Annotated in this window: 15 protein-coding genes; 7 read left to right on the top strand and 8 right to left on the bottom strand. The window is 64.3% G+C overall.

Features of this window, described 5'->3' with window-relative positions; all coding sequences use genetic code 11:
* Nucleotides 1–61 precede the first annotated feature (61 nt).
* Nucleotides 62–532: a DUF5793 family protein gene (locus tag FGF80_RS12490; protein ID WP_006185244.1), complete on the bottom strand. Its 471-nt coding sequence runs from the start codon at nucleotides 530–532 to the stop codon at nucleotides 62–64.
* Nucleotides 533–863: 331 nt separating this feature from the next.
* Here FGF80_RS12490 and FGF80_RS12495 point away from each other — a divergent pair, with 331 nt between their 5' ends.
* From FGF80_RS12495 to FGF80_RS12510, 4 genes are read left to right on the top strand one after another with little or no spacing between them, the layout of a single operon-like run.
* Nucleotides 864–1,337 (top strand): 30S ribosomal protein S15, encoded by a 474-nt coding sequence (locus FGF80_RS12495; protein WP_006185245.1) that lies wholly within the window; start codon nucleotides 864–866, stop codon nucleotides 1,335–1,337.
* A gap of 6 nt (nucleotides 1,338–1,343) precedes the next feature.
* Nucleotides 1,344–2,561, top strand: a complete 1,218-nt coding sequence (locus FGF80_RS12500; RefSeq protein WP_138654356.1) for an exonuclease — start codon at nucleotides 1,344–1,346, stop codon at nucleotides 2,559–2,561.
* Nucleotides 2,558–2,872 carry a KEOPS complex subunit Pcc1 gene (locus FGF80_RS12505; protein ID WP_138654358.1) on the top strand — a complete coding sequence of 105 codons (315 nt, stop codon included), beginning with the start codon at nucleotides 2,558–2,560 and terminating at the stop codon, nucleotides 2,870–2,872. Before FGF80_RS12500 ends, FGF80_RS12505 begins: the two co-directional genes overlap by 4 nt.
* Nucleotides 2,865–3,503 (top strand): 30S ribosomal protein S3ae, encoded by a 639-nt coding sequence (locus FGF80_RS12510; protein WP_006185248.1) that lies wholly within the window; start codon nucleotides 2,865–2,867, stop codon nucleotides 3,501–3,503. Before FGF80_RS12505 ends, FGF80_RS12510 begins: the two co-directional genes overlap by 8 nt.
* Nucleotides 3,504–3,609: 106 nt before the next feature.
* Here the strand turns inward: FGF80_RS12510 and FGF80_RS12515 are convergent, their stop codons facing one another.
* The gene (locus tag FGF80_RS12515; RefSeq protein ID WP_006185249.1) at nucleotides 3,610–4,041 is read right to left on the bottom strand and encodes a cupredoxin domain-containing protein; all 432 of its coding nucleotides are present in this window, start codon (nucleotides 4,039–4,041) and stop codon (nucleotides 3,610–3,612) included.
* 107 nt (nucleotides 4,042–4,148) lie between these two features.
* On the opposite strand from FGF80_RS12515, the gene FGF80_RS12520 reads away from it, so the two are divergent.
* From FGF80_RS12520 to FGF80_RS12530, 3 genes are all read left to right on the top strand, one after another.
* Nucleotides 4,149–4,874, top strand: coding sequence for a protein sorting system archaetidylserine synthase (locus tag FGF80_RS12520; RefSeq protein ID WP_138654360.1), 726 nt, complete (start codon nucleotides 4,149–4,151; stop codon nucleotides 4,872–4,874).
* A 66-nt stretch (nucleotides 4,875–4,940) separates the two neighbouring features.
* On the top strand, nucleotides 4,941–6,281 hold the full coding sequence (locus FGF80_RS12525) for a HEAT repeat domain-containing protein (RefSeq protein WP_138654362.1): 1,341 nt from the start codon (nucleotides 4,941–4,943) through the stop codon (nucleotides 6,279–6,281).
* Between the two features lie 117 nt (nucleotides 6,282–6,398).
* Nucleotides 6,399–8,201 (top strand): phospholipase D-like domain-containing protein, encoded by a 1,803-nt coding sequence (locus FGF80_RS12530; protein WP_138654364.1) that lies wholly within the window; start codon nucleotides 6,399–6,401, stop codon nucleotides 8,199–8,201.
* A 292-nt stretch (nucleotides 8,202–8,493) separates the two neighbouring features.
* Here the strand turns inward: FGF80_RS12530 and FGF80_RS12535 are convergent, their stop codons facing one another.
* The 6 genes from FGF80_RS12535 to FGF80_RS12560 form a co-directional block, all read right to left on the bottom strand.
* Nucleotides 8,494–8,928: a metal-dependent transcriptional regulator gene (locus FGF80_RS12535; RefSeq protein ID WP_006185253.1), complete on the bottom strand. Its 435-nt coding sequence runs from the start codon at nucleotides 8,926–8,928 to the stop codon at nucleotides 8,494–8,496.
* A gap of 133 nt (nucleotides 8,929–9,061) precedes the next feature.
* Entirely contained in the window at nucleotides 9,062–9,556 is a 495-nt protein-coding gene (locus FGF80_RS12540) for a tumor suppressor TSBF1-like protein (protein ID WP_006185254.1), read from the bottom strand.
* Between the two features lie 91 nt (nucleotides 9,557–9,647).
* Nucleotides 9,648–10,868, bottom strand: coding sequence for a Fe-S cluster assembly protein SufD (gene sufD / locus FGF80_RS12545; RefSeq protein ID WP_138654366.1), 1,221 nt, complete (start codon nucleotides 10,866–10,868; stop codon nucleotides 9,648–9,650).
* Nucleotide 10,869: 1 nt separating this feature from the next.
* Entirely contained in the window at nucleotides 10,870–12,300 is a 1,431-nt protein-coding gene (gene sufB, locus FGF80_RS12550) for a Fe-S cluster assembly protein SufB (RefSeq protein WP_006185256.1), read from the bottom strand.
* Nucleotides 12,301–12,360: 60 nt separating this feature from the next.
* The gene (locus tag FGF80_RS12555; RefSeq protein WP_138654368.1) at nucleotides 12,361–13,272 is read right to left on the bottom strand and encodes an ABC transporter ATP-binding protein; all 912 of its coding nucleotides are present in this window, start codon (nucleotides 13,270–13,272) and stop codon (nucleotides 12,361–12,363) included.
* Between the two features lie 225 nt (nucleotides 13,273–13,497).
* Nucleotides 13,498–17,472: a DNA polymerase domain-containing protein gene (locus FGF80_RS12560; protein WP_138654370.1), complete on the bottom strand. Its 3,975-nt coding sequence runs from the start codon at nucleotides 17,470–17,472 to the stop codon at nucleotides 13,498–13,500.
* Nucleotides 17,473–17,582 lie beyond the last annotated feature (110 nt).

Raw genomic sequence — 17,582 nt, forward strand, 5'->3', positions numbered from 1 at the left:
GCATGCCTAAATGCTTATAACTGCCGGTCCGATCCTGGGCGATGAAAACGAACGGAGACGGCTACAGTTCGACGCCGCTGGGGATCAGGCTGTGCTGGCGGAGCAAGCTTCCCTCATCGTCGTAGACGAGAAACGTCCCTTTGTCGTAGCTGACGAACGGGTCCCCGTCGAGCGTAATCGCGACCTCGTAACGACCCTCATCGTCGGCGGCATCCTCGCCGTACCCCCGTGCCGCGCGGATAAACTGGAGGACATCGTCGGCGTCCTCGTTGAGTTCGAGTATGAACTCGCCGGTGATGCGGTTGGTCACGCTCACTACCCCCGTGGTGTCGTCCCCGAGCGGTCCCTGCAGGCGGAGGGCCGCGTCCGTTTCGTTCGCCTCGAGAACGTCTCCGTCGGGACCAGTGAGGCGCTCGCGAAGCATGGTCGCCGGGCCGGTGAAATCGATCGATACCGATGGCTTCGCCGGCTCGCCGTCGGTTTCGACCCAGTCGATGTTGGTGACGTCTAACGTGAAGTGCTCGCGCCTCATTCCGTACCCGTCGCTTCGGACTCCCACGGTATGAACGTGACGCACGAAAAAAGACGGTCGACGGACAGTTCATCGAACGGACGGGTGGACACGGTCGCCCTCGAGCCGTCGGCGAGTCGAGAGCGGAACCGGCCGACCGTGCGCGGTGGGATGGCGATGTAGAAACCCTTTAGTCCCCGACGCGGGAAGTGAGCATGGGAAGCGCACGGCCGCAAATCCGACTGCGTCACCCCCTCTTTCGGGTGACTTGGGATTGCGGAAGTGCACGGCGAGAGCCAGTACTGTCGTTCGACAGTACACTGAGCGGTCAGTGCGATTCCTATCCTCAACAATGGCACGAATGCACACCCGCCGTCGCGGCTCGTCCGGTTCGGACAAGCCGTCGGCAGACGAACCGCCGGAGTGGAGCGACGTCGACCCTGAAGACATCGAAGACCGGGTCGTCGAACTAGCACAGCAGGGCCACGATCCCAGCCAGATCGGGATGAAGCTGCGTGACGAAGGCGTCACCGGCACCCCCATCCCCGACGTCAAGCTGGCAACCGGAAAGAAGATCACCGAGATCCTCGAGGAGAACGACGCGCGATCGGACATCCCCGAGGACCTCTGGAACCTGATGGAGCGCGCCGTGCGTCTGCGCGAGCACGTCCAGCAGAACCAGCAGGACCACCAGAACAAGCGCGCCCTGCAGAACACCGAAGCCAAGGTTCGTCGCCTGGTCAAGTATTACCGCGGCGACGAACTCGAGGCGGACTTCACCTATACGCCCGAGTTCGCGAAGGAACTCATCGAAGACGCCCAGTAACGTCAGATGTCCACCGAGGGTCGACCCGCCGAGCCGGCGTCCGCCACGAACGTCCTCGAGAGCGCTGGCTTCGTTCGCCTGATCGCTCGCGCCGACGGCGACGGGCTCGCGGCGAGCGGCCTCCTCGCGACCGCGTTGGCCGACCGCGGGACGCCGTTTCAGGTGACCGTCGGACGGACGGTCACGGAGCGCTCCGCGCGTGCTCGGACGCCGACGAACGAGGGCGACATCACGGTCGTCGTCGGCACCGCCGATACGGCAGCGGAGACCGACGACATCCGCCTCGCGGGGATCGACCGCCCGTCGACCCTCGAGGCCGTCGATCTCGTCCGCGAACTCGGCGCGACGCCGGACCCGGTGCTCGCGCTCGCCGGCGTCGTCGCCGGCGGGAGCGACCCCGGTGCGGGCGAGACCGAGTGGCTCCTCGAGACCGCGCTCGACCGCGGGCTCCTCGAGCAGCGGCCGGGCGTCGCGGTACCGACCGCCGACCCCGTCGACGGGCTCGCCCACTCGACGCGCGTACGCGCGCCGTGGTCGGGGGATCTCGCTGCGACGCGCGATGCGCTTTCGGGCGCCGTCGACGACGAACCCGACACGCTCGACGCGGACGATCACCGCGCGATCGCCTCGCTGGTCGCGCTCGACGCCGTCGGCGCCGCGGAGGCGACCGACGCCGCGGCCACATCGATCGGCCGACTACTCCGCCCGTACGCCACACCCAGCCATGCCGTCGCAACGCTCGGCGGCTTGGCCGACGTGCTCGAGGCGCTGGCTCGAACCCAGCCCGGTACGGGAACGGCGCTCGCGATGGGACACGATGTCCGCGACGCCGCACTCGACGCGTGGCGTGAGCGCGGCCGCCGCGCCCATGCGGCGCTCGAGGGCGCGTCGACCGGCCGCTACGACGGTCTGTTCGTCGTCGGCATCGACGACGGTCCTGTCGAGGCGGTCGCGGCGATTGCAGCGGCCTACCGGTCGCCGGAGCCGGTCGTTCTCACCGTCGGAAACGGCGAGGCGGCGATCGCGACCCGCGAACCCGACCCCCTCGGCGCGACCGTCGAGGGAATCGCGCGCGATCTCGAGGGGACGGAGCCGGATGCGGACGCGGCGGACGCCGACGGTACCGATGTCGAGTACGACATCGGCCGGCGGCGTGGCTACCTTCGGTACGACGGAGGCGTGGACGACTCGACGATCATCGCGGCAGCGAGGGACCTACTATGAGCCGGCGAGCGACGATTCGGACGGACCACGACGATGCGACGCTCGTCGCACGGGCGCTCGACCCGGACAACACCGACGAGATGACGACGACCGTCGAGCGCGACGGCAACGACCGCACAGGAACGGTCGTCACGCGGATCGACCGCGAGACGACCAGCGGCCTGCAGTCGACGGTCGATGACTACGTCGTCAACCTCACAGTCGCGATCGACGTCGCGTCGCAGGCGCGATCCGTACAGGACGACCGACCGACGGACACGGGACCTGTGTCCGACTACGATACCGACTCAGACACAACACACAATGAGTGAACGATCAGTTTCACGTGCGAAACAGGAAAAGCGGTGGTACACCGTTCTGGCACCCGAGCAGTTCGATCGCCAGGAACTCGGCGAAACCCCCGCTGACGAACCGGACAAAGTCTACGGCCGAACGCTCGAAACGACGCTCGGCGAACTCAACAACAACGCCAGCGAGAACAATACCAAGCTGACCTTCAAGATCACCGATGTCGGCAGCGACAGCGCGTACACGGAGTTCGTTGAACACTCCCTGACGCGGGACTACCTGCGCTCGCTGGTCCGTCGCGGTGCCTCGAAGATCGAGGCCTACGTCACCGTCCTCACGACGGACGACTACCGCGTTCAGATTCAGCCCGTCGCGTTCACGACCAAGAAGGCCGACGCGAGCCAGGAGAAGGCCATTCGCGAACGGATGGTCCAGATGATCGAAGAGGCGGCCGAGGAGCGTTCCTTCGAGGAACTCATCGACAGTGTCGTCGAGGGACGGCTCTCCTCCGGCATCTACGGCGAGGCCAAGACGATCTACCCGCTGCGCCGCGTCGAGATCCAGAAGGCCACCCTCGAGGCGCACCCCGAGGAAGTCGCCGAAGAGGAAGCGACCGCGGTCGACGTCGACGAAGACGACGTCTCCGCGGACTGATCGCGATCCGCGAGCCGACTCGAGTCTCGCCGGGGCGCGATTCGTTCTTTTGCAGTCGAACGCCGCGTAGCGCTCGCTGTCTTCGTGCGGGGACTCGACTGGGGAGTTACTCGACGACGATTTCGCCGATCATCTCGGCACCCTCGTGTGGGATACAGAAGTACTCGTAGGTCCCCGGCACCTCGAAGGTGTGTTCGAACGTATCGCGCGTTCCGAGGCGGCCGCCGCGGTCCTCCCAGGCCTCGTACGCGGCCGCTTGACTTTCGTAGCCGCCGGACGCGAAGTACTCGGCCTCGTCCGGAATGCCGCTCTCGTAGGCCGTGACGGTGTGGTCGGCCTCGCTGGTGTTCTTCCAGACGACCGTATCGCCGGCCGACACTTCGTAGACGGCGGGCGTGAACTCGGTGCGGTTCATACCGATGTGACACTCCTCGCCGCCACAGGGGTCGTCGTCGAACGCGCTGAGGACGGACGAACACCCGGCCAGGGTCGTTGAGAGCGCGGTTCCGACGGCGGCGAGACAGGCGCGCCGTTGCATACCGAAGCGTACGGAGAGTCGTGGTATAACCGCCCCGGTTCGGCTCTCGAAAACGCCGCCTGCGGAAACGAAAACACGTAAGGTAACGCCCCGCCGAATCCGGGCATATGCTTCCCCGGTTCGTCGGTCGGCTGGGTGTCGCCGACGCGGTGACGATCGCCAACGCCGCTCTGGGGTTCGTCGCGGTCGTCGTCGCGGTCGTCGACATCGATCTGGCCGCCCGCCTCATCCTGCTGGCGGCGATCGCGGACGGCCTCGACGGCATCCTCGCGCGTCGCTACGGCGGCACCGATGCCGGCCCCTATCTCGACTCGCTCGCTGACGTCGCCTCCTTCGCCGTCGCCCCCGCCGTCCTCTCCTTCGTCGTCGTTACCGACGGCTTCGGGATCGGGTTCGAGTCGATTACGCCCGAACTCCTCCTCGTGACGGTCGTCTGTGCACTGTTCGTCGCCATGGCGGTCACCCGCCTAGGGATGTATACCGCCTACGACATCGCCGGCAGCCACACCGAGGGCGTCCAGACGACGCTGGCCGCGACGGTGCTCGGCGCGGCGATTCTCGCGGGCGAGCTTCGGCCGTGGCTTGTCCTCGCAGTGACCGGTGCGTTCTGTTACCTGATGGTCTCGCGAATTCGGTACCCCGATCTCCTGGCTCGAGACGCCGCGATCATGGGTGTCGTCCACGCGCTCGCGATCCTCGTCCCCGATTTCGCCGGTCGAACGTTTCCCTACGCCCTCCTGACGCTCGGGCTGGCGTACATGACGTGCAGTCCCTGGTTGTACTGGGGCGACGCCGAACGGACCGGCGAGGTCGACGTGCATGGAAACGCTTAGGGCCGTGCTGACACGACCGTAGAGTATGTACACAGTCACGCGTCGGCGTCGTCCCGAGGTGGGACCATGAGCGAGGACGAGGCGAACGGTGACGACGCGGCCGACGAGGCCGAGCCGGACGGAACCGCCGTCGATCTCGACGCCATCGGCGAACGGCTCGACGCCGTGGCGGCCGACATCGAGGAACTCGAGTCGACCCTCGAAACGGCCGAGACCGAGGACGACTTAGACGTCGTCGAGGCCGATCTCGACTCCCTCCGCGCCGAACTCGAGAGCGTCGAGGTGCCGGAGCCGCCCGAGACCGACGAGGAGGAAGACGAGGACGAGGAACCCGCCCCCGAAGAGGAGCTGCAGGAGGAGTACGACGAACTGGAGAGCGATCTTTCCGATCTGGAGTCCGAACTGGACGACCAGCGCGGCCCCTACGGCGAGGACGTCGTGAGCGAAATCGACGACGCGAGCGACACGATCACGAGCACTCGCTGGACCGAAGAGGGCAACGCCGAACTGATCGAAGCGGTCGACGGCTTCCTCGACGAGGTCGCGGGACTGCTCGGGACATCAGTGGCGCTGGTCGACGAGGACGAGGCAGTCGCCGCCCAACTCGAGGCGACCCTCGACGACGCGGCCGACGCCGTGGCGGACGCTACCCTCGACGCCGACGACGACGCCGAAACGATCGCCGGACTGCTCGAGGCGACCGACGACCTCCAGAGCGAGATCGACGACGCGACCGAGTGGACCGACCTCGAGGTCCGCGAACAGCTCCGCCGGGAGGGCTACTACGACGTGCTCGACCACGTCAAGGACTTCCCGCCGGAGTGGCACGCACTCAAGGTCCACGAGAAGCAGGGCAACGTCGACCAGATCCTGCTCGCGCTCGAGACCTTCGACTCCGACTTCATGGAGGAGCACTGCATGGAGGCCTTAGAGCGGATGGGTCCCGAGGAGGCTATCGACCCGATGCTCCAGAAGGCCAACCGCCGCGATCAGGCCGCGATGCGTATCCTCGGCAAGATCGGCGTCGACGACGAAGAAATCGTCGACACGCTCGTCGACTACGTCGACTCCAACCCGAACCTCCAGCGGCCGGCGTTCCGCGCGCTCGGCGAAATCGGTGCCACGGACGCGGTCGAGCCGATCGCCCACCAACTCGTCGCCGACGAGGACGACGTCCGCAGCTGGGCTGCGCGCGCGCTCGGACTCATCGGCGACACGCGCGCCATCGACCCGCTCGCGGATGTCCTCGAAGACGACGAGGCCGACCGCGTCCGGGCCAGTGCCGCGTGGGCGCTCAACCGCATCGGCACCCAGGACGCGCTCGAGATCGTCGCCAACTACGACGACGATCGGGTCTATCTCGTCCAGGCCGAAGCCGAGGGCGTGGATCTCGAGCCCGCGGCCTGACGAACGACGGGCCGGAACCGATTCGATCCGCCCAGTCCGACCCACTCGTCCGCAGTTAGCGCGAGACGGTCGAATTCTCCCGCGGGTTTAAGTACGAAAGGGCGGCCAGACGGAGCGATGAACCTCCGGCGTGTGGCCCTCGTCGCGGCGTTCGCGTGTGGTCTCGTCGCCAGCACCGCGCTAGTCGCGGGCTTCGTCGCCGACGGAACGACGGTGGACGGCCGGCCAATCGCTCAAGCACCTGCCGGCCCGGGCGCGAACGCAACCGCCCTCGACTGTCCGTCCCGAGCGAGCGACGCGACGGCCACGAGCCCGACGACGACCGACACACCGGCACGACCGCGGATCGCCGCTCTCGCCCCGAATCCAGCGACCAACGGCAACGTCGGCGAGTTCATCGTCCTCGAGACCCCGCCCGATACGCGACTCGAGAACCTCTCCCTCACTGATGGCCACACGACGGCACCCCTCCCGAACGAGACGGTTTCCGGCCGCATCGCGCTGAGCACTGCCCCGAACGTCACGCGGACGCTGACCGACGCACCCGTCCTCGCACTCGCGGGCCGTCTTCGGCTCGCGAACGACGGTGACGAACTCCGACTCCAAAACGTCACGACCGAGATCGATTCGGTCTCCTACGACCGCGCGCCGACGGCAGCGCGGTGGTACCGAACGGAGCCGACTACCAACGGAGCGGGCGGCAGTAACGGCGGCCAGTGGTGGCCCACCGGCGCGACCTGTCTTCCCGTCGCGAGCACCGCGGTCGACGAGGCAACGGCGTTCGTCCTTCCCGACACCCCCGAGGTTCCGCGAGCGACGATCCGAACCGCGGACGACCGACTGCTGCTGGCGGGATACACCGTCACCTCCGACGCGATTGCCGCCGACCTCGTCGACGCGGCCGAACGCGGCGTCGATGTCGCCGTCCTCTTCGAGGCGAGCCCGGTCGGCGGCACGCCCACACCGACCGAGAGCGTCCTCGAGACGCTCGAGTCCGGTGGCGTCGACGTCCGGGTCATCGGCGGCGAGAACGCTCGCTACCGGTATCACCACCCGAAGTATGCCGTCGTCGACGACCACGTGCTGGTCACGACCGAAAACTGGAAACCCGCTGGCGTCGGCGGCGAGAGCAGTCGCGGCTGGGGGGTCCGTCTCGAAAGCGAGACGCTCGCAGCCCGACTCGCGACGGTTTTCAGCGCCGATTTCGAGGGCCGAGACACGACGGCCGGCAGTGCCTACCGCGCGAATGCCACGTTCGTCGACGATGAACCGCAGGGGCTCCCATCGGCGGAAGCCGATCCCGAGTTCCCGACGGCTCACGATCCGGCGACGGTCACGGTCGAGTCCGCCGAACTCCTGCTCGCGCCGGACAACGCCGACGCCCGGATGCAGGCATTGTTGGCCGACGCCGACGACGAGATCCTCGTCATCCAGCCCAGTATCAACGCCGACGTCTCACTGCTCGAGGCAACCCTTGCGGCGGCCCGCCGCGGCGTCGACGTCAAACTCCTGCTCGGCTCGACGTGGTACAACGCCGACGAAAACGAGGCGCTGGCCGCCGACCTCGAGCGAGTCGCCGACCGTGAGGACCTCCCGCTCGAGGTCCGCCTCGTCGAGGACACCGATCGGTTCGAGAAGATCCACGCCAAAGGCGTCGTGATCGATCGGGAGACGGCGATCGTGGGCAGTGCGAACTGGAATTCGAACTCGCTCGAGAACAATCGCGAAGTGCTCGTCGTGCTCCACGGTGTGGCGGCCGCGAATTACTATGCCGACGTATTCGACGCGGACTGGGCGGGCGACTCGTGGTCGCTCCCGATCGGCCTCGGCGTCGCGGTCGTCATCGCCCTCGCGGCCGGGGCGATCGTCGGCCGACGCTACGTCCGATTCGGTGATCGGGACGGGGCCGACGACCCCTGACCGGACGTGTCGTGCGGTGCAATCCGTTATTTCGGCGGTCGTTCTACCGAGTTCGGTTCAGCAGTCGCTCCCGATATCGCGCTGCAGCACGTATCTCTGTAGTAGTCAATACGGCCCGCCGACCACGATAGCAATCGCTCGTGGGTATTTGAGAGACGGGGTAGGTCAGTCAGGTGAACACACGTGGAAACCACGCCTGCTGAAAGGTAGCTGTCTGACCGTGCCGTCTCCTAGTTCTCCCCGCTCCCCCTACAAAACAGCACCGGTATACGGGTCCGGTAACCGACCCGACTCAGTCGGCCCGACCGCTGGCCTCGAGTTCGAGCAGTTCACAGCAGTCCTGCTCGGCATCGAAACAGTCGGGACACTGGGCGGGCCGGTCGATGATGGTGTCGAGGCGTTCCGCAACGGTATCGTCGATGACGCTTTCCAGTGCGCGAGCCTCGTCGCGAAACTCCTCGACCTCGAGGACGTTCGCGAGGAATCGCTCGATGATACAGTAGGTCTGGAGGGCGTTGTGTGCCCGTTCGAGTCCGTCGTCGGTCAGACTGGCACCTTTGTATTTCTCGTGGTCGACGAGTTCCCGCTCCTCGAGTTTGCCGATCATCTCGTTGACGCTGGCCGGACTCACCTCGAGGAGGTCCGCGAGCGTGCCGGTCGATGCGGGGCCGTCCTCGATGCGCTGGGCCAGATAGATCGCTTTGAGGTATTGATCTGCAGTGTTCATGCCATCCCTCCGTCGGTCGCGTTCCGTGCGGTGTCGGTTCCTCGCCGGCGTGCTCGCGGCCGGGCGTCGATGCGTGTCGCGGACGGTGTCAACGCGGTAACTGCGGTGGCCGCAATCGTGGCGCTCACCCCGATCATGCTCGCTGCTCCATGACCTCGGTCACTTCCTCGACGCCCTCTTTCTCCTCCTCGCGGATGCTGTACAGCGTCTCGAGCAGCCGCTCGCGGTCGACGGCGAACTCGGACTCGGAGGCCTCGATCGCTTCGATCAGGTCGTCGTAGAACTTGTAGGCCGTTTCCTCGTTAGCCAACTGGTCGTAGAGGACGCCGTCCGTATCCTCCGGCGGCCCGTACTGGGCGTCGACCAGTGCGTTGATCTCCTCGTATCCGACCGTTTCCGCCTCGAGATCGTCGATCAGCGCCTCGAGTCGCTCGCGGTGGTCGGCCGACTCCGTGGCGGCCTCCGCGAGTAACTCTTCCACCTCCTCGTCGAATTCCGCCCGCTCGTCGGGGGGCAGGGACTCGATGTGGTGGGCGGCGCGTGACTCGACGAGTTCCTCCAGCACGACCCCGATCTGGAGCAATCGGGTCAGCTGGTGGTCGCTCGAGACACGCTGTCCCAGGCTCATATCACGACAAGGGAGCCGTGGTTACTTAGTCGTCTCGGAGCACGGACGGGGACAACGCGAAACGGCGGTCGGGACAGGGAACCGACAGCGATCAGTCGCGCTGTCGGAGTCGAGCGCCGATCAGCTCCTCGAGGTCATCGCGGAGCTCGTCGACGTCGACCTCCTCGAGAACGGGCACGAAAAAGCCCTCGACGAGCATGTTACGCGCCGCTCGCGGGTCGACACCGCGGGAGGTCATGTAGAACAGATCTTCCGCGTCGATCTGACCGACCGTCGCGGAGTGGCTGGCCTCGGTGTCGTGGTTGTTGATGATCAGCTTCGGGGAGGCGTCGGCCTCGCTCTCGTCGCTGAGCATCAGCGTATTCTCGCGCTGGTAGGAGCTGGTGTCCCAGGCATCGGCACCGACGTCCTGGACGCCCTCGTAGACCGAGCGGGCGACGTCGTCAGTGACGCCGCGGGTGACGAGATCCGCGGTCGTGTGCTCGGCTCGGTGCCAGACCTTCGCGTCGAGATCGAAGTGTTGGTCGTTGTGGCCGTAGAACGCTCCGACGATCTGTGTCTCGGCGCTATCGCCGCTGAGCGTCGTCGAGACCTCCGTCTTCGTGAGTTGGGTCCCGAGGTTGCCCTCGATCCAGTCGATCGTGGCGTAGGTGTCGGCGACGCCGCGCTTGACGGTGAAGTTGTAGGCCTCCTCCGAGAGGTTCTGGAGGCTGCCGTACTGGACGTAACTGTTCTCGCCGGCGGCGACTTCGACGACGCCGCTGTAGTACTGTTCGTCCTGCTCGGCACCGGTCGACTGTCGCTCGAGGATCGTGACCGAGGACGATTCCTCGGTGACGACGAGCGTGTAGTTGAACAGCGAGCGGGAGTTCTGCTCGGTGCGGACGGTAACGTCCTCGGCGTCGACGCCTTCGGGGACGTAAATGACTGTCCCGGTGCTAAACAGTGCCGTCGAGAGCGCGGTTAGATAGTTCTCCTGCGGGTCGACGATACTGCCGAAGTGCTCCTTGAGGAGCTCCTCGTGCTCGGCGACGGCGTCGCTCCAGGCCAGGACCTCGGCCTCGTCGGGACCGACCTGATCCTTGTCCTCGGCCGCGTTGAGCGGATCGACGAGGGACTCGAAGTCCAGGTCGTGGAGGTTCGTCCAGTCCCGCCCCGGCGTCCGGATGACGTCGGGCATGTCGAGTTCCTCGAGGGCTTCGAGGGCCTCGAGACGGGTCTCCGTGAGCCAGTCGGGCTCGTTGAGGTCCCCGCTGATTTCGCGTACCTGTTCTTCGGTCAGATTGGCGTGTACCTGTGTTCCTGCGCTCATATTATCCGAGGCTCCCCTCCATCTCGAGTTCGATGAGACGGTTGAGTTCGACCGCGTACTCGATCGGCAGTTCCTCCGTGATCGGCTCGATGAAGCCGGCGACGATCATCTTCTTGGCGTCGTCGTCGTCCAGTCCGCGGGACTGGAGGTAGAAGATGTCCTCGTCGCCGATCTTGCCGACGGTCGCCTCGTGGGCGACATCGACCTTCGACTCCTCGATCTCCATGTACGGCATGGTGTCCGACGTGGACTCGTTGTCGAACATCAGGGCGTCACACTCGACGGCAGTGCTCGAGTTCTCCGCGCCGTCGGCGATGTGGACGAGCCCGCGGTAGTTGGTGCGGCCGCCGTCCTTGGAGATCGACTTGGACTCGATGGTCGAACTGGTCTCGGGCGCGTTGTGGTAGACCTTCGCGCCGGTGTCGATGTCCTGGCCCTCGCCCGCGAAGGCGATGGTGATGTGGGTGTCGGTCGACCCGCGGCCCTTGAGGATCGTACACGGGTAGAGCATGGTCGCTTTCGAGCCCATGCTGCCCGAGACCCACTCCATCGTGCCGTTTTCCTCGCAGATGGCGCGCTTGGTGTTGAGGTTGAAGGTGTTCTTCGACCAGTTCTGGACGGTCGAGTACTGGACGTGAGCGTCCTCGCCGACGAAGACCTCGACGCCGCCCGAGTGCAGGTTGTGGGTGCCGTACTTCGGCGCGGAACAGCCCTCGATGTAGTGGACTTCCGACCCTTCCTCGGCGATGATGAGCGTGTGCTCGAACTGGCCCATGCCCTCGGAATTCATTCGGAAGTAGGCCTGGACGGGCATCTCGACGGTGACGTCCTCGGGGACGTAGACGAAGCTCCCGCCGGACCAGACGGCCCCGTGCAAGGCGGCGAACTTGTTGTCGCTCGGCGGCACGCAGGTCGTCATGAAGTGCTCTTTGACGAGTTCGGGATGCTCCCGAACGGCCTCATCCATGTTACAGAAGATGACGCCTTTCTCCTCCCACTGCTCTTGCATGTTCTGGTAGACGACCTCGGACTCGTACTGGGCACCGACGCCCGAGAGGGCGTTCTTCTCCGCTTCCGGGATGCCCAGCTTGTCGAACGTGTCCTTGATCTCGTCGGGCAGCTCCGTCCAGTCGTCGACGCCTTCGCGCTTGTCGACGTCCGGTCGGATATACGGGATGATCTCTTCGACGTCGAGTTCGGAGAGATCGGGCATGCCGGGCCAGTCGGACGGCATCGGCATGTTGTGGTACTGCTCGAGCGCACGCAGGCGACGCTCGAGCATCCAGTCGGGCTCGTCCTTGTCCTCGGAGATCATGCGAATGACCTCCTCGGTCAGGCCTTTCCCGGATCGGACCGCGGCGTTCTCTTCCTTCTTGAACTCGAACCGGGCCTCGGTGTCTGTCTCTTGTAGGTGGTCTTGATCGGAACTCATTGGTTGATGTAGTTGTGGTTACGGCTGTAGCGTTATTACGGTTGTTCTAGTCGAATCCGGTTACGCGGTGCCGTAGACTTCCTCGCGGACCCAGTCGTACCCCTTGTCCTCGAGCTTCTCGGCGAGTTCGGGCCCGCCGCTCTTGGCGATCTGGCCGTCGAGCATTACGTGGACGTGATCGGGCTCGACGTAGTCGAGGATGCGCTGATAGTGGGTGATCTGCAGGACGCCGGTGCCTTGCTCGTCGCGCAGGGCGTTGATCCCGTTGGACACGTCCTGCAGGCGGTCGATGTCGAGCCCGGAGTCGATCTCGTCGAGGACGGCGATCGAGGGCTCGAGGATGGCGGCCTGTAGCACTTCGTTCTGTTTCTTCTCCCCGCCGGAGAACCCGGCGTTGAGGTAGCGCTGGGCGAACTTTTCGTCCATCTCCAGTTGCTCCATCTTCTCCTGGAGAATTTGCTGGAACTCGGCGACGCCGATTTCGCCCTCATCCGCGGGGCCTTCCATCGGCGAGGACTCGAAGCCCTCGTCGTCCGCCGCGTCGGACTCGTCATCCTCCTCGTCCTCGAAGAGTTCCTCGCGCTCCTCGATCTTGGCGTTCAGCGCCGTTCTGAGGAAGTTCGTCATCGTAACGCCCTCGATCTCCGCGGGATACTGGAAGCCGAGGAAGATACCGAGCGCGGCGCGTTCGTTCGGCTCGAGATCGAGGAGGTTCCAGGTACGCTGATCCTCGTCGATCTCGATATTTTCGCCGAACTCGTCGTCTTCGAGGTGAAGCAGGACGTCGCCCTCGGTGACCTCGTAGGCCGGGTGGCCGGCGATGACCTTCGCGGTCGTCGACTTCCCGGAGCCGTTCGGTCCCATCAGCGCGTGGATCTCGTCCGACTGAACCTCAAGGTTGACGCCCTCGAGAATGGTCTCGTCGCCCTCCGCTACTTCCGCATGCAGATTGTTGAGTTCGAGGCGTGCCATAGTATTCTGTCGTCTGGACAGTGGGTCGTATGACTGATAACGGTTTCGTATCCAATTGGATACAGTCCCGCAGAGTCAAAATAAGTTTTTGATTCGGAAACCACGGTTCGGGTAGTCCGATACGGGACCGTGATACGGCATCCGGATTTCGTCGGAGAAGCGGGCTTCAGATCGGCGTTACGTACCGATTCCCCGGATCGGACCGGTCGCAGTCAGTCGTTTAATTCACATGAACGAGTCGAGCCCCTTCTGCTCCTGCCCGCTTTTCACTTCGTCCCACGAGATATCCAGTGCTTCGAGGATGCGCTCGATCGGCCCCTGCAGCGTCTTCTCGAGCATCTTGTCGTAGTCGACTTCGAACGCCTCGGGGATCTGGTCTTCGTACTCGAAGCAGATGACATCGGGGTCGCGCTTGAACGCACCGTAGCGGGGGTCGGTGCGGGCGTCGAATCCCTCCTCGGCTTCAAGGCGTTCGAAGAAGGACGGATCGACGCGGTCGAGATAGAGTCGCTTGGGTTTGCTCCCGCGCTGGAAGTTGGTTCCGAGCAGGAGGTTGGCGTACTTCGCGCCCCGGACCTGGGCCGTGTCGGTGTCGTAATTGTCGAGTCGTTTCCCGATCCCGCCGGGAATCGCGATCTCCTCGAGGGAGATGTCGCCCGCCAACACGTCTTCGATGACGCCGTTGACGTACTCCTTGGCACCCTCGACATCGCCCTCGCGGACGATCATCTCGATGACGCGGTGCTGGACCTCCTTGGTGATCGGCGCGATATCGGACCGCTGGTACTCGAAGCCGACGATGTCGATGTCGTTGACGTCCTTGCCCTCCTTCCAGGTGATGTGGCCCGCGTAGCGTTTCTTTTTGCCCGCCTGGAAGAACCGCCGGTAGAGTTTTTCGAACTCGATCTGGAAGCGATGGAACTCGGCACCTAGTTCTTCGCGCGCAAAATCGTCGTACCGACCGTTGATGTGGTCTTCGAGGTCGAACGACGTTTCGATAGCTTCCGCTTTCGATACGTCGGTACCGAGTTCGAGCATGACGCTGTCGGTGTCGCCGTAGGTAACCTCGTAGCCTTCCTCGGTAGCGGCGGTCTCGGTAAACTCGATGACTTCGCGACCAGTGGCAGTGATGGCAGATGCTGCTTCCTTGTCGTACAGGCGGAACTGCTCCCAACCCGAGACGCCGTACAGCGATTGACCGACGAACTGGAACTTCCCGTTTCGGCCGGCGAGCAGCGTGTGGTTGTCCTCGACGGTAACGCAGTAAACACCGTCGTCAGCAGTACTTCGAGACGCACTTCGGTGCATTCGAAGCGTGTTTTTCGAGCCCTCAGTGACGTAGATGCGCCACGAGCCGCTATCACGATTGTAGTTTGCTGTTACGCCGAGATGTGCACAGAGACGGAGAACGTCGTCCCGAAGCCGGTCGCTCGAGGTCGTATACCGCCAGGAGTTTGCCTGCCGATCGCCATCGCCGTTGATGAGTACCTCGAGGAACCGTCGTTTCTGTTGGCTGCTGCACTCGAAGACAAACTCGGGGATTCGCTTCTCGAAACTGCCGTCGCCACAGTGCGACGTCAATAGATCACCGAGGAGTTTCGATGTGACCGTGTAACATCGATCATCGACGTAGTAGTCGAACTCCATGTCATCGAGCAAGTCGCCGATCGTCGCGTGGTGGTCAACGCCGCCGTCGGCAACCGGCAGTTTGTCCTGTGCCAGGGTTACCGTCGTTGCCGAACCGCGGAAATTCTCGCCGAACTGCTTGTCTTCGGACGTATAGACGTTTCCTTCCGTTACGAACCATGCAAGCAGGTCGAGGAAATCGTCTCCATCGTAGGTCCGGGGAATCCATTTCCGTCCGGATTCCCGGTGAATGAAACTCATCTCACAGACCTCTTCGATGTACTCTCGGTGTTCCTCGAACTCCTCGTCCGTGAAGACGTACCCCGTTTTGCCGACATCAGCTTTCGGGACACGACGCGGCGTCCAGCCTAATTCCGCCGTGAACGTACGGCCGTGAACGGACGGCCTGACCCACACTTCGTATTCGCCGTCGATCAGTTCCGTGAGATCGACCTCCTCGAGCGTGTCTCCGTCGGGGCCCGCCCACCCGTGAGGGAGTTCATAGTTCGTCGCTCGGTCGAGGTTTCCGGCCTCGACAAAGCTGTACTCGTCGTCCGTGATCCCGTTTGTCTCGTTCTTTCGGACGAGCATGCGGTGATTCGGCGTGACGCGGAAGTCTATCTTGCTCGTCTCGATATCGATCAGATCGCCGTCGTAGTCGGGATAGTCGTGGGTTTCGACGACCGGCTTGATCTCCAGTTCTTCCGTCTCCGGATCGAGCGAATACACGTCGTCGCCGATCTCGAGATCGGTGATCTCGCGCACGCCACTAGGAGTCAAAACCTCCGTATCCGGCGTAAAGCAGTTCATGATAACCTTTACCGCCCCCTGCTGGCGGTCGTACTGCTCGTACTCGAGCGATCCGGGCTCGTGTTCGTTTCGCAGTTCCTTCTTCTCCTCGCGCTCGGCGAGCAGTTCCGTGATCATCTCGCGCATGACGCCGTCGGGTTCCTTGCGGAAGTGAATCTCATCCTCGCCGACCGGCGCGACGTAGGTGTCACCGTCGTACTCGTCGGGATCGACCCTCGTCTCGGGCGAGGCGTTGATCGTCGTCATGCACATCGGGTACAGCGACTTCAGGTCCAGTACGGTGACGTTCTCCTTGACGCCCGTGATGGGCTCGAACACCGCGCCGCCCTCGTACTCCTCGCCGGCCTCCTGTTGCCCCTTCGATGGCAGCGCGAACCGCCCGTAGGCCTCGTGGAGGACGTACATGTCGACCGCATCTCCCGGCGTCGGCGCGTCCTCGAGTTTGCAGCCGACGAACGAGCGCACCTCGTCCCAGAAGGGGATGATCTCCTGTTGGCGGTCGAGTTCGACACAGAGTTCGACGTCCCGCAGGTTGTACTCGAGCAACTGCGTGGGGTCGCCCTCCCAGAGGTCGCCGATATCGCCGGCGTAGCGTTCCTTGCCGACGCCCAGCTCCGCCTCCCCGACGGCGTCGAGCCGGTACGAATCCAGTTCGGAGAAGACCATCCGCTGGTAGCCATAGAGGAGATCGAAGACGACCCGACCCTTGATGTCCGGGCCGCCCCAGTTGCTGCGCCAGACCTCGTCGACTCGCGAGAGGCGATCGATCGAGAGGTCGTAGTCATGGTGAGGGCCCGAAAGCTCCTCGAGTCGGTCGAGGAAGTACGGTGCGTCGAAATCCTCGAAGTTCCAGCCCGTGAGGACGTCGGGGTCGGTTGCCTCGATATACTCGATGAAGGCCTCGAGCATGGCCTCCTCCTCCCCGAAGCACCGCACGTCGTGGTCGATCTCGCCCTCGATCGGTTCGTACTCCGTAATCTCGGTCGGAATTTCGCCGTCGCCGACCGGGGCCTCGTAGAGCCACATGACGTACTCGTCGCGGTAGGAGTCGTGGCTGGTGAGACAGAGAATCGGCTCCTCGCCGTCCTCGGGAAAGCCCGAGCGGTCGTCGACCTCGATGTCGAAGGTATTCACGCGCGGAGCGGCGTCGACGTCGACCGCTTCGACCTCGTCGTGGGGGACGACCAGTGAGCCGTCGTCGGCGCGGCGTTCGGGGACCCGAATCCCGCTGCGAACGTCCTTGTCGATCAGAAGCCGGTTGGGAAACAGAATGTCGGCCTCGTAGTGGTCGAAGTCGTCGCGGACCTGCCCGACGTCACGGGGTGTCTGGCCGAAGATCTTGGTGAGTTTCTCGCCCCGAATACTCTCGTAGGGCTCGCCGTCCTCGTCGTACTCCCGACTACCAGTCAACCGGTCGTACTGTTCCTCCGGCGGTCGCTCTAAACTCTCCGTCGGCGCGTAGAAATACGGTTTGAAGCCGACGACCTGTACGTGCTCTAGCTCGCCGTCGGGCGTCCGTCCGAAGACGTGCATGATCGGCCGTTCCTCGTCGCCGTAGCCGGCGATCGTGTAGTCGACCTGCATCACGGCGAGTTCGAGGGTGCCCTCGGATTCGGGCAGCGTTTCCTCGACGACGTCGATAACCTCCGCGGCGTCGGACCCGCCGTTACCGGCGATGGCAACCGCCTCTTCGTCCGGCCGGTCGTCGGTCTCCGCGGAGTCGCCGCCGAACTCCGTGAGTCCGGTCTGGCCCGCCTCAGTCATGATGCCGAGATTCGCAGTCGGCGGATAAAAACCCCTGCAATCCCCGTCTGCGATACCCGCCGACAGGAGTCCGTCAGCGGACGCTTGCGGGAGCAACAAGACATATAAAG

The organism is Natrinema pallidum (assembly GCF_005890195.1).
GTDB lineage: Archaea > Halobacteriota > Halobacteria > Halobacteriales > Natrialbaceae > Natrinema > Natrinema pallidum.

Coding starts and splice junctions, on each gene's coding strand:
- FGF80_RS12490 (WP_006185244.1), bottom strand. CDS start 532: ATGAGGCGCGAGCACTTCACGTTAGACGTCACCAACATCGACTGGGTC.
- FGF80_RS12495 (WP_006185245.1), top strand. CDS start 864: ATGGCACGAATGCACACCCGCCGTCGCGGCTCGTCCGGTTCGGACAAG.
- FGF80_RS12500 (WP_138654356.1), top strand. CDS start 1,344: ATGTCCACCGAGGGTCGACCCGCCGAGCCGGCGTCCGCCACGAACGTC.
- FGF80_RS12505 (WP_138654358.1), top strand. CDS start 2,558: ATGAGCCGGCGAGCGACGATTCGGACGGACCACGACGATGCGACGCTC.
- FGF80_RS12510 (WP_006185248.1), top strand. CDS start 2,865: ATGAGTGAACGATCAGTTTCACGTGCGAAACAGGAAAAGCGGTGGTAC.
- FGF80_RS12515 (WP_006185249.1), bottom strand. CDS start 4,041: ATGCAACGGCGCGCCTGTCTCGCCGCCGTCGGAACCGCGCTCTCAACG.
- FGF80_RS12520 (WP_138654360.1), top strand. CDS start 4,149: ATGCTTCCCCGGTTCGTCGGTCGGCTGGGTGTCGCCGACGCGGTGACG.
- FGF80_RS12525 (WP_138654362.1), top strand. CDS start 4,941: ATGAGCGAGGACGAGGCGAACGGTGACGACGCGGCCGACGAGGCCGAG.
- FGF80_RS12530 (WP_138654364.1), top strand. CDS start 6,399: ATGAACCTCCGGCGTGTGGCCCTCGTCGCGGCGTTCGCGTGTGGTCTC.
- FGF80_RS12535 (WP_006185253.1), bottom strand. CDS start 8,928: ATGAACACTGCAGATCAATACCTCAAAGCGATCTATCTGGCCCAGCGC.
- FGF80_RS12540 (WP_006185254.1), bottom strand. CDS start 9,556: ATGAGCCTGGGACAGCGTGTCTCGAGCGACCACCAGCTGACCCGATTG.
- sufD (WP_138654366.1), bottom strand. CDS start 10,868: ATGAGCGCAGGAACACAGGTACACGCCAATCTGACCGAAGAACAGGTA.
- sufB (WP_006185256.1), bottom strand. CDS start 12,300: ATGAGTTCCGATCAAGACCACCTACAAGAGACAGACACCGAGGCCCGG.
- FGF80_RS12555 (WP_138654368.1), bottom strand. CDS start 13,272: ATGGCACGCCTCGAACTCAACAATCTGCATGCGGAAGTAGCGGAGGGC.
- FGF80_RS12560 (WP_138654370.1), bottom strand. CDS start 17,472: ATGACTGAGGCGGGCCAGACCGGACTCACGGAGTTCGGCGGCGACTCC.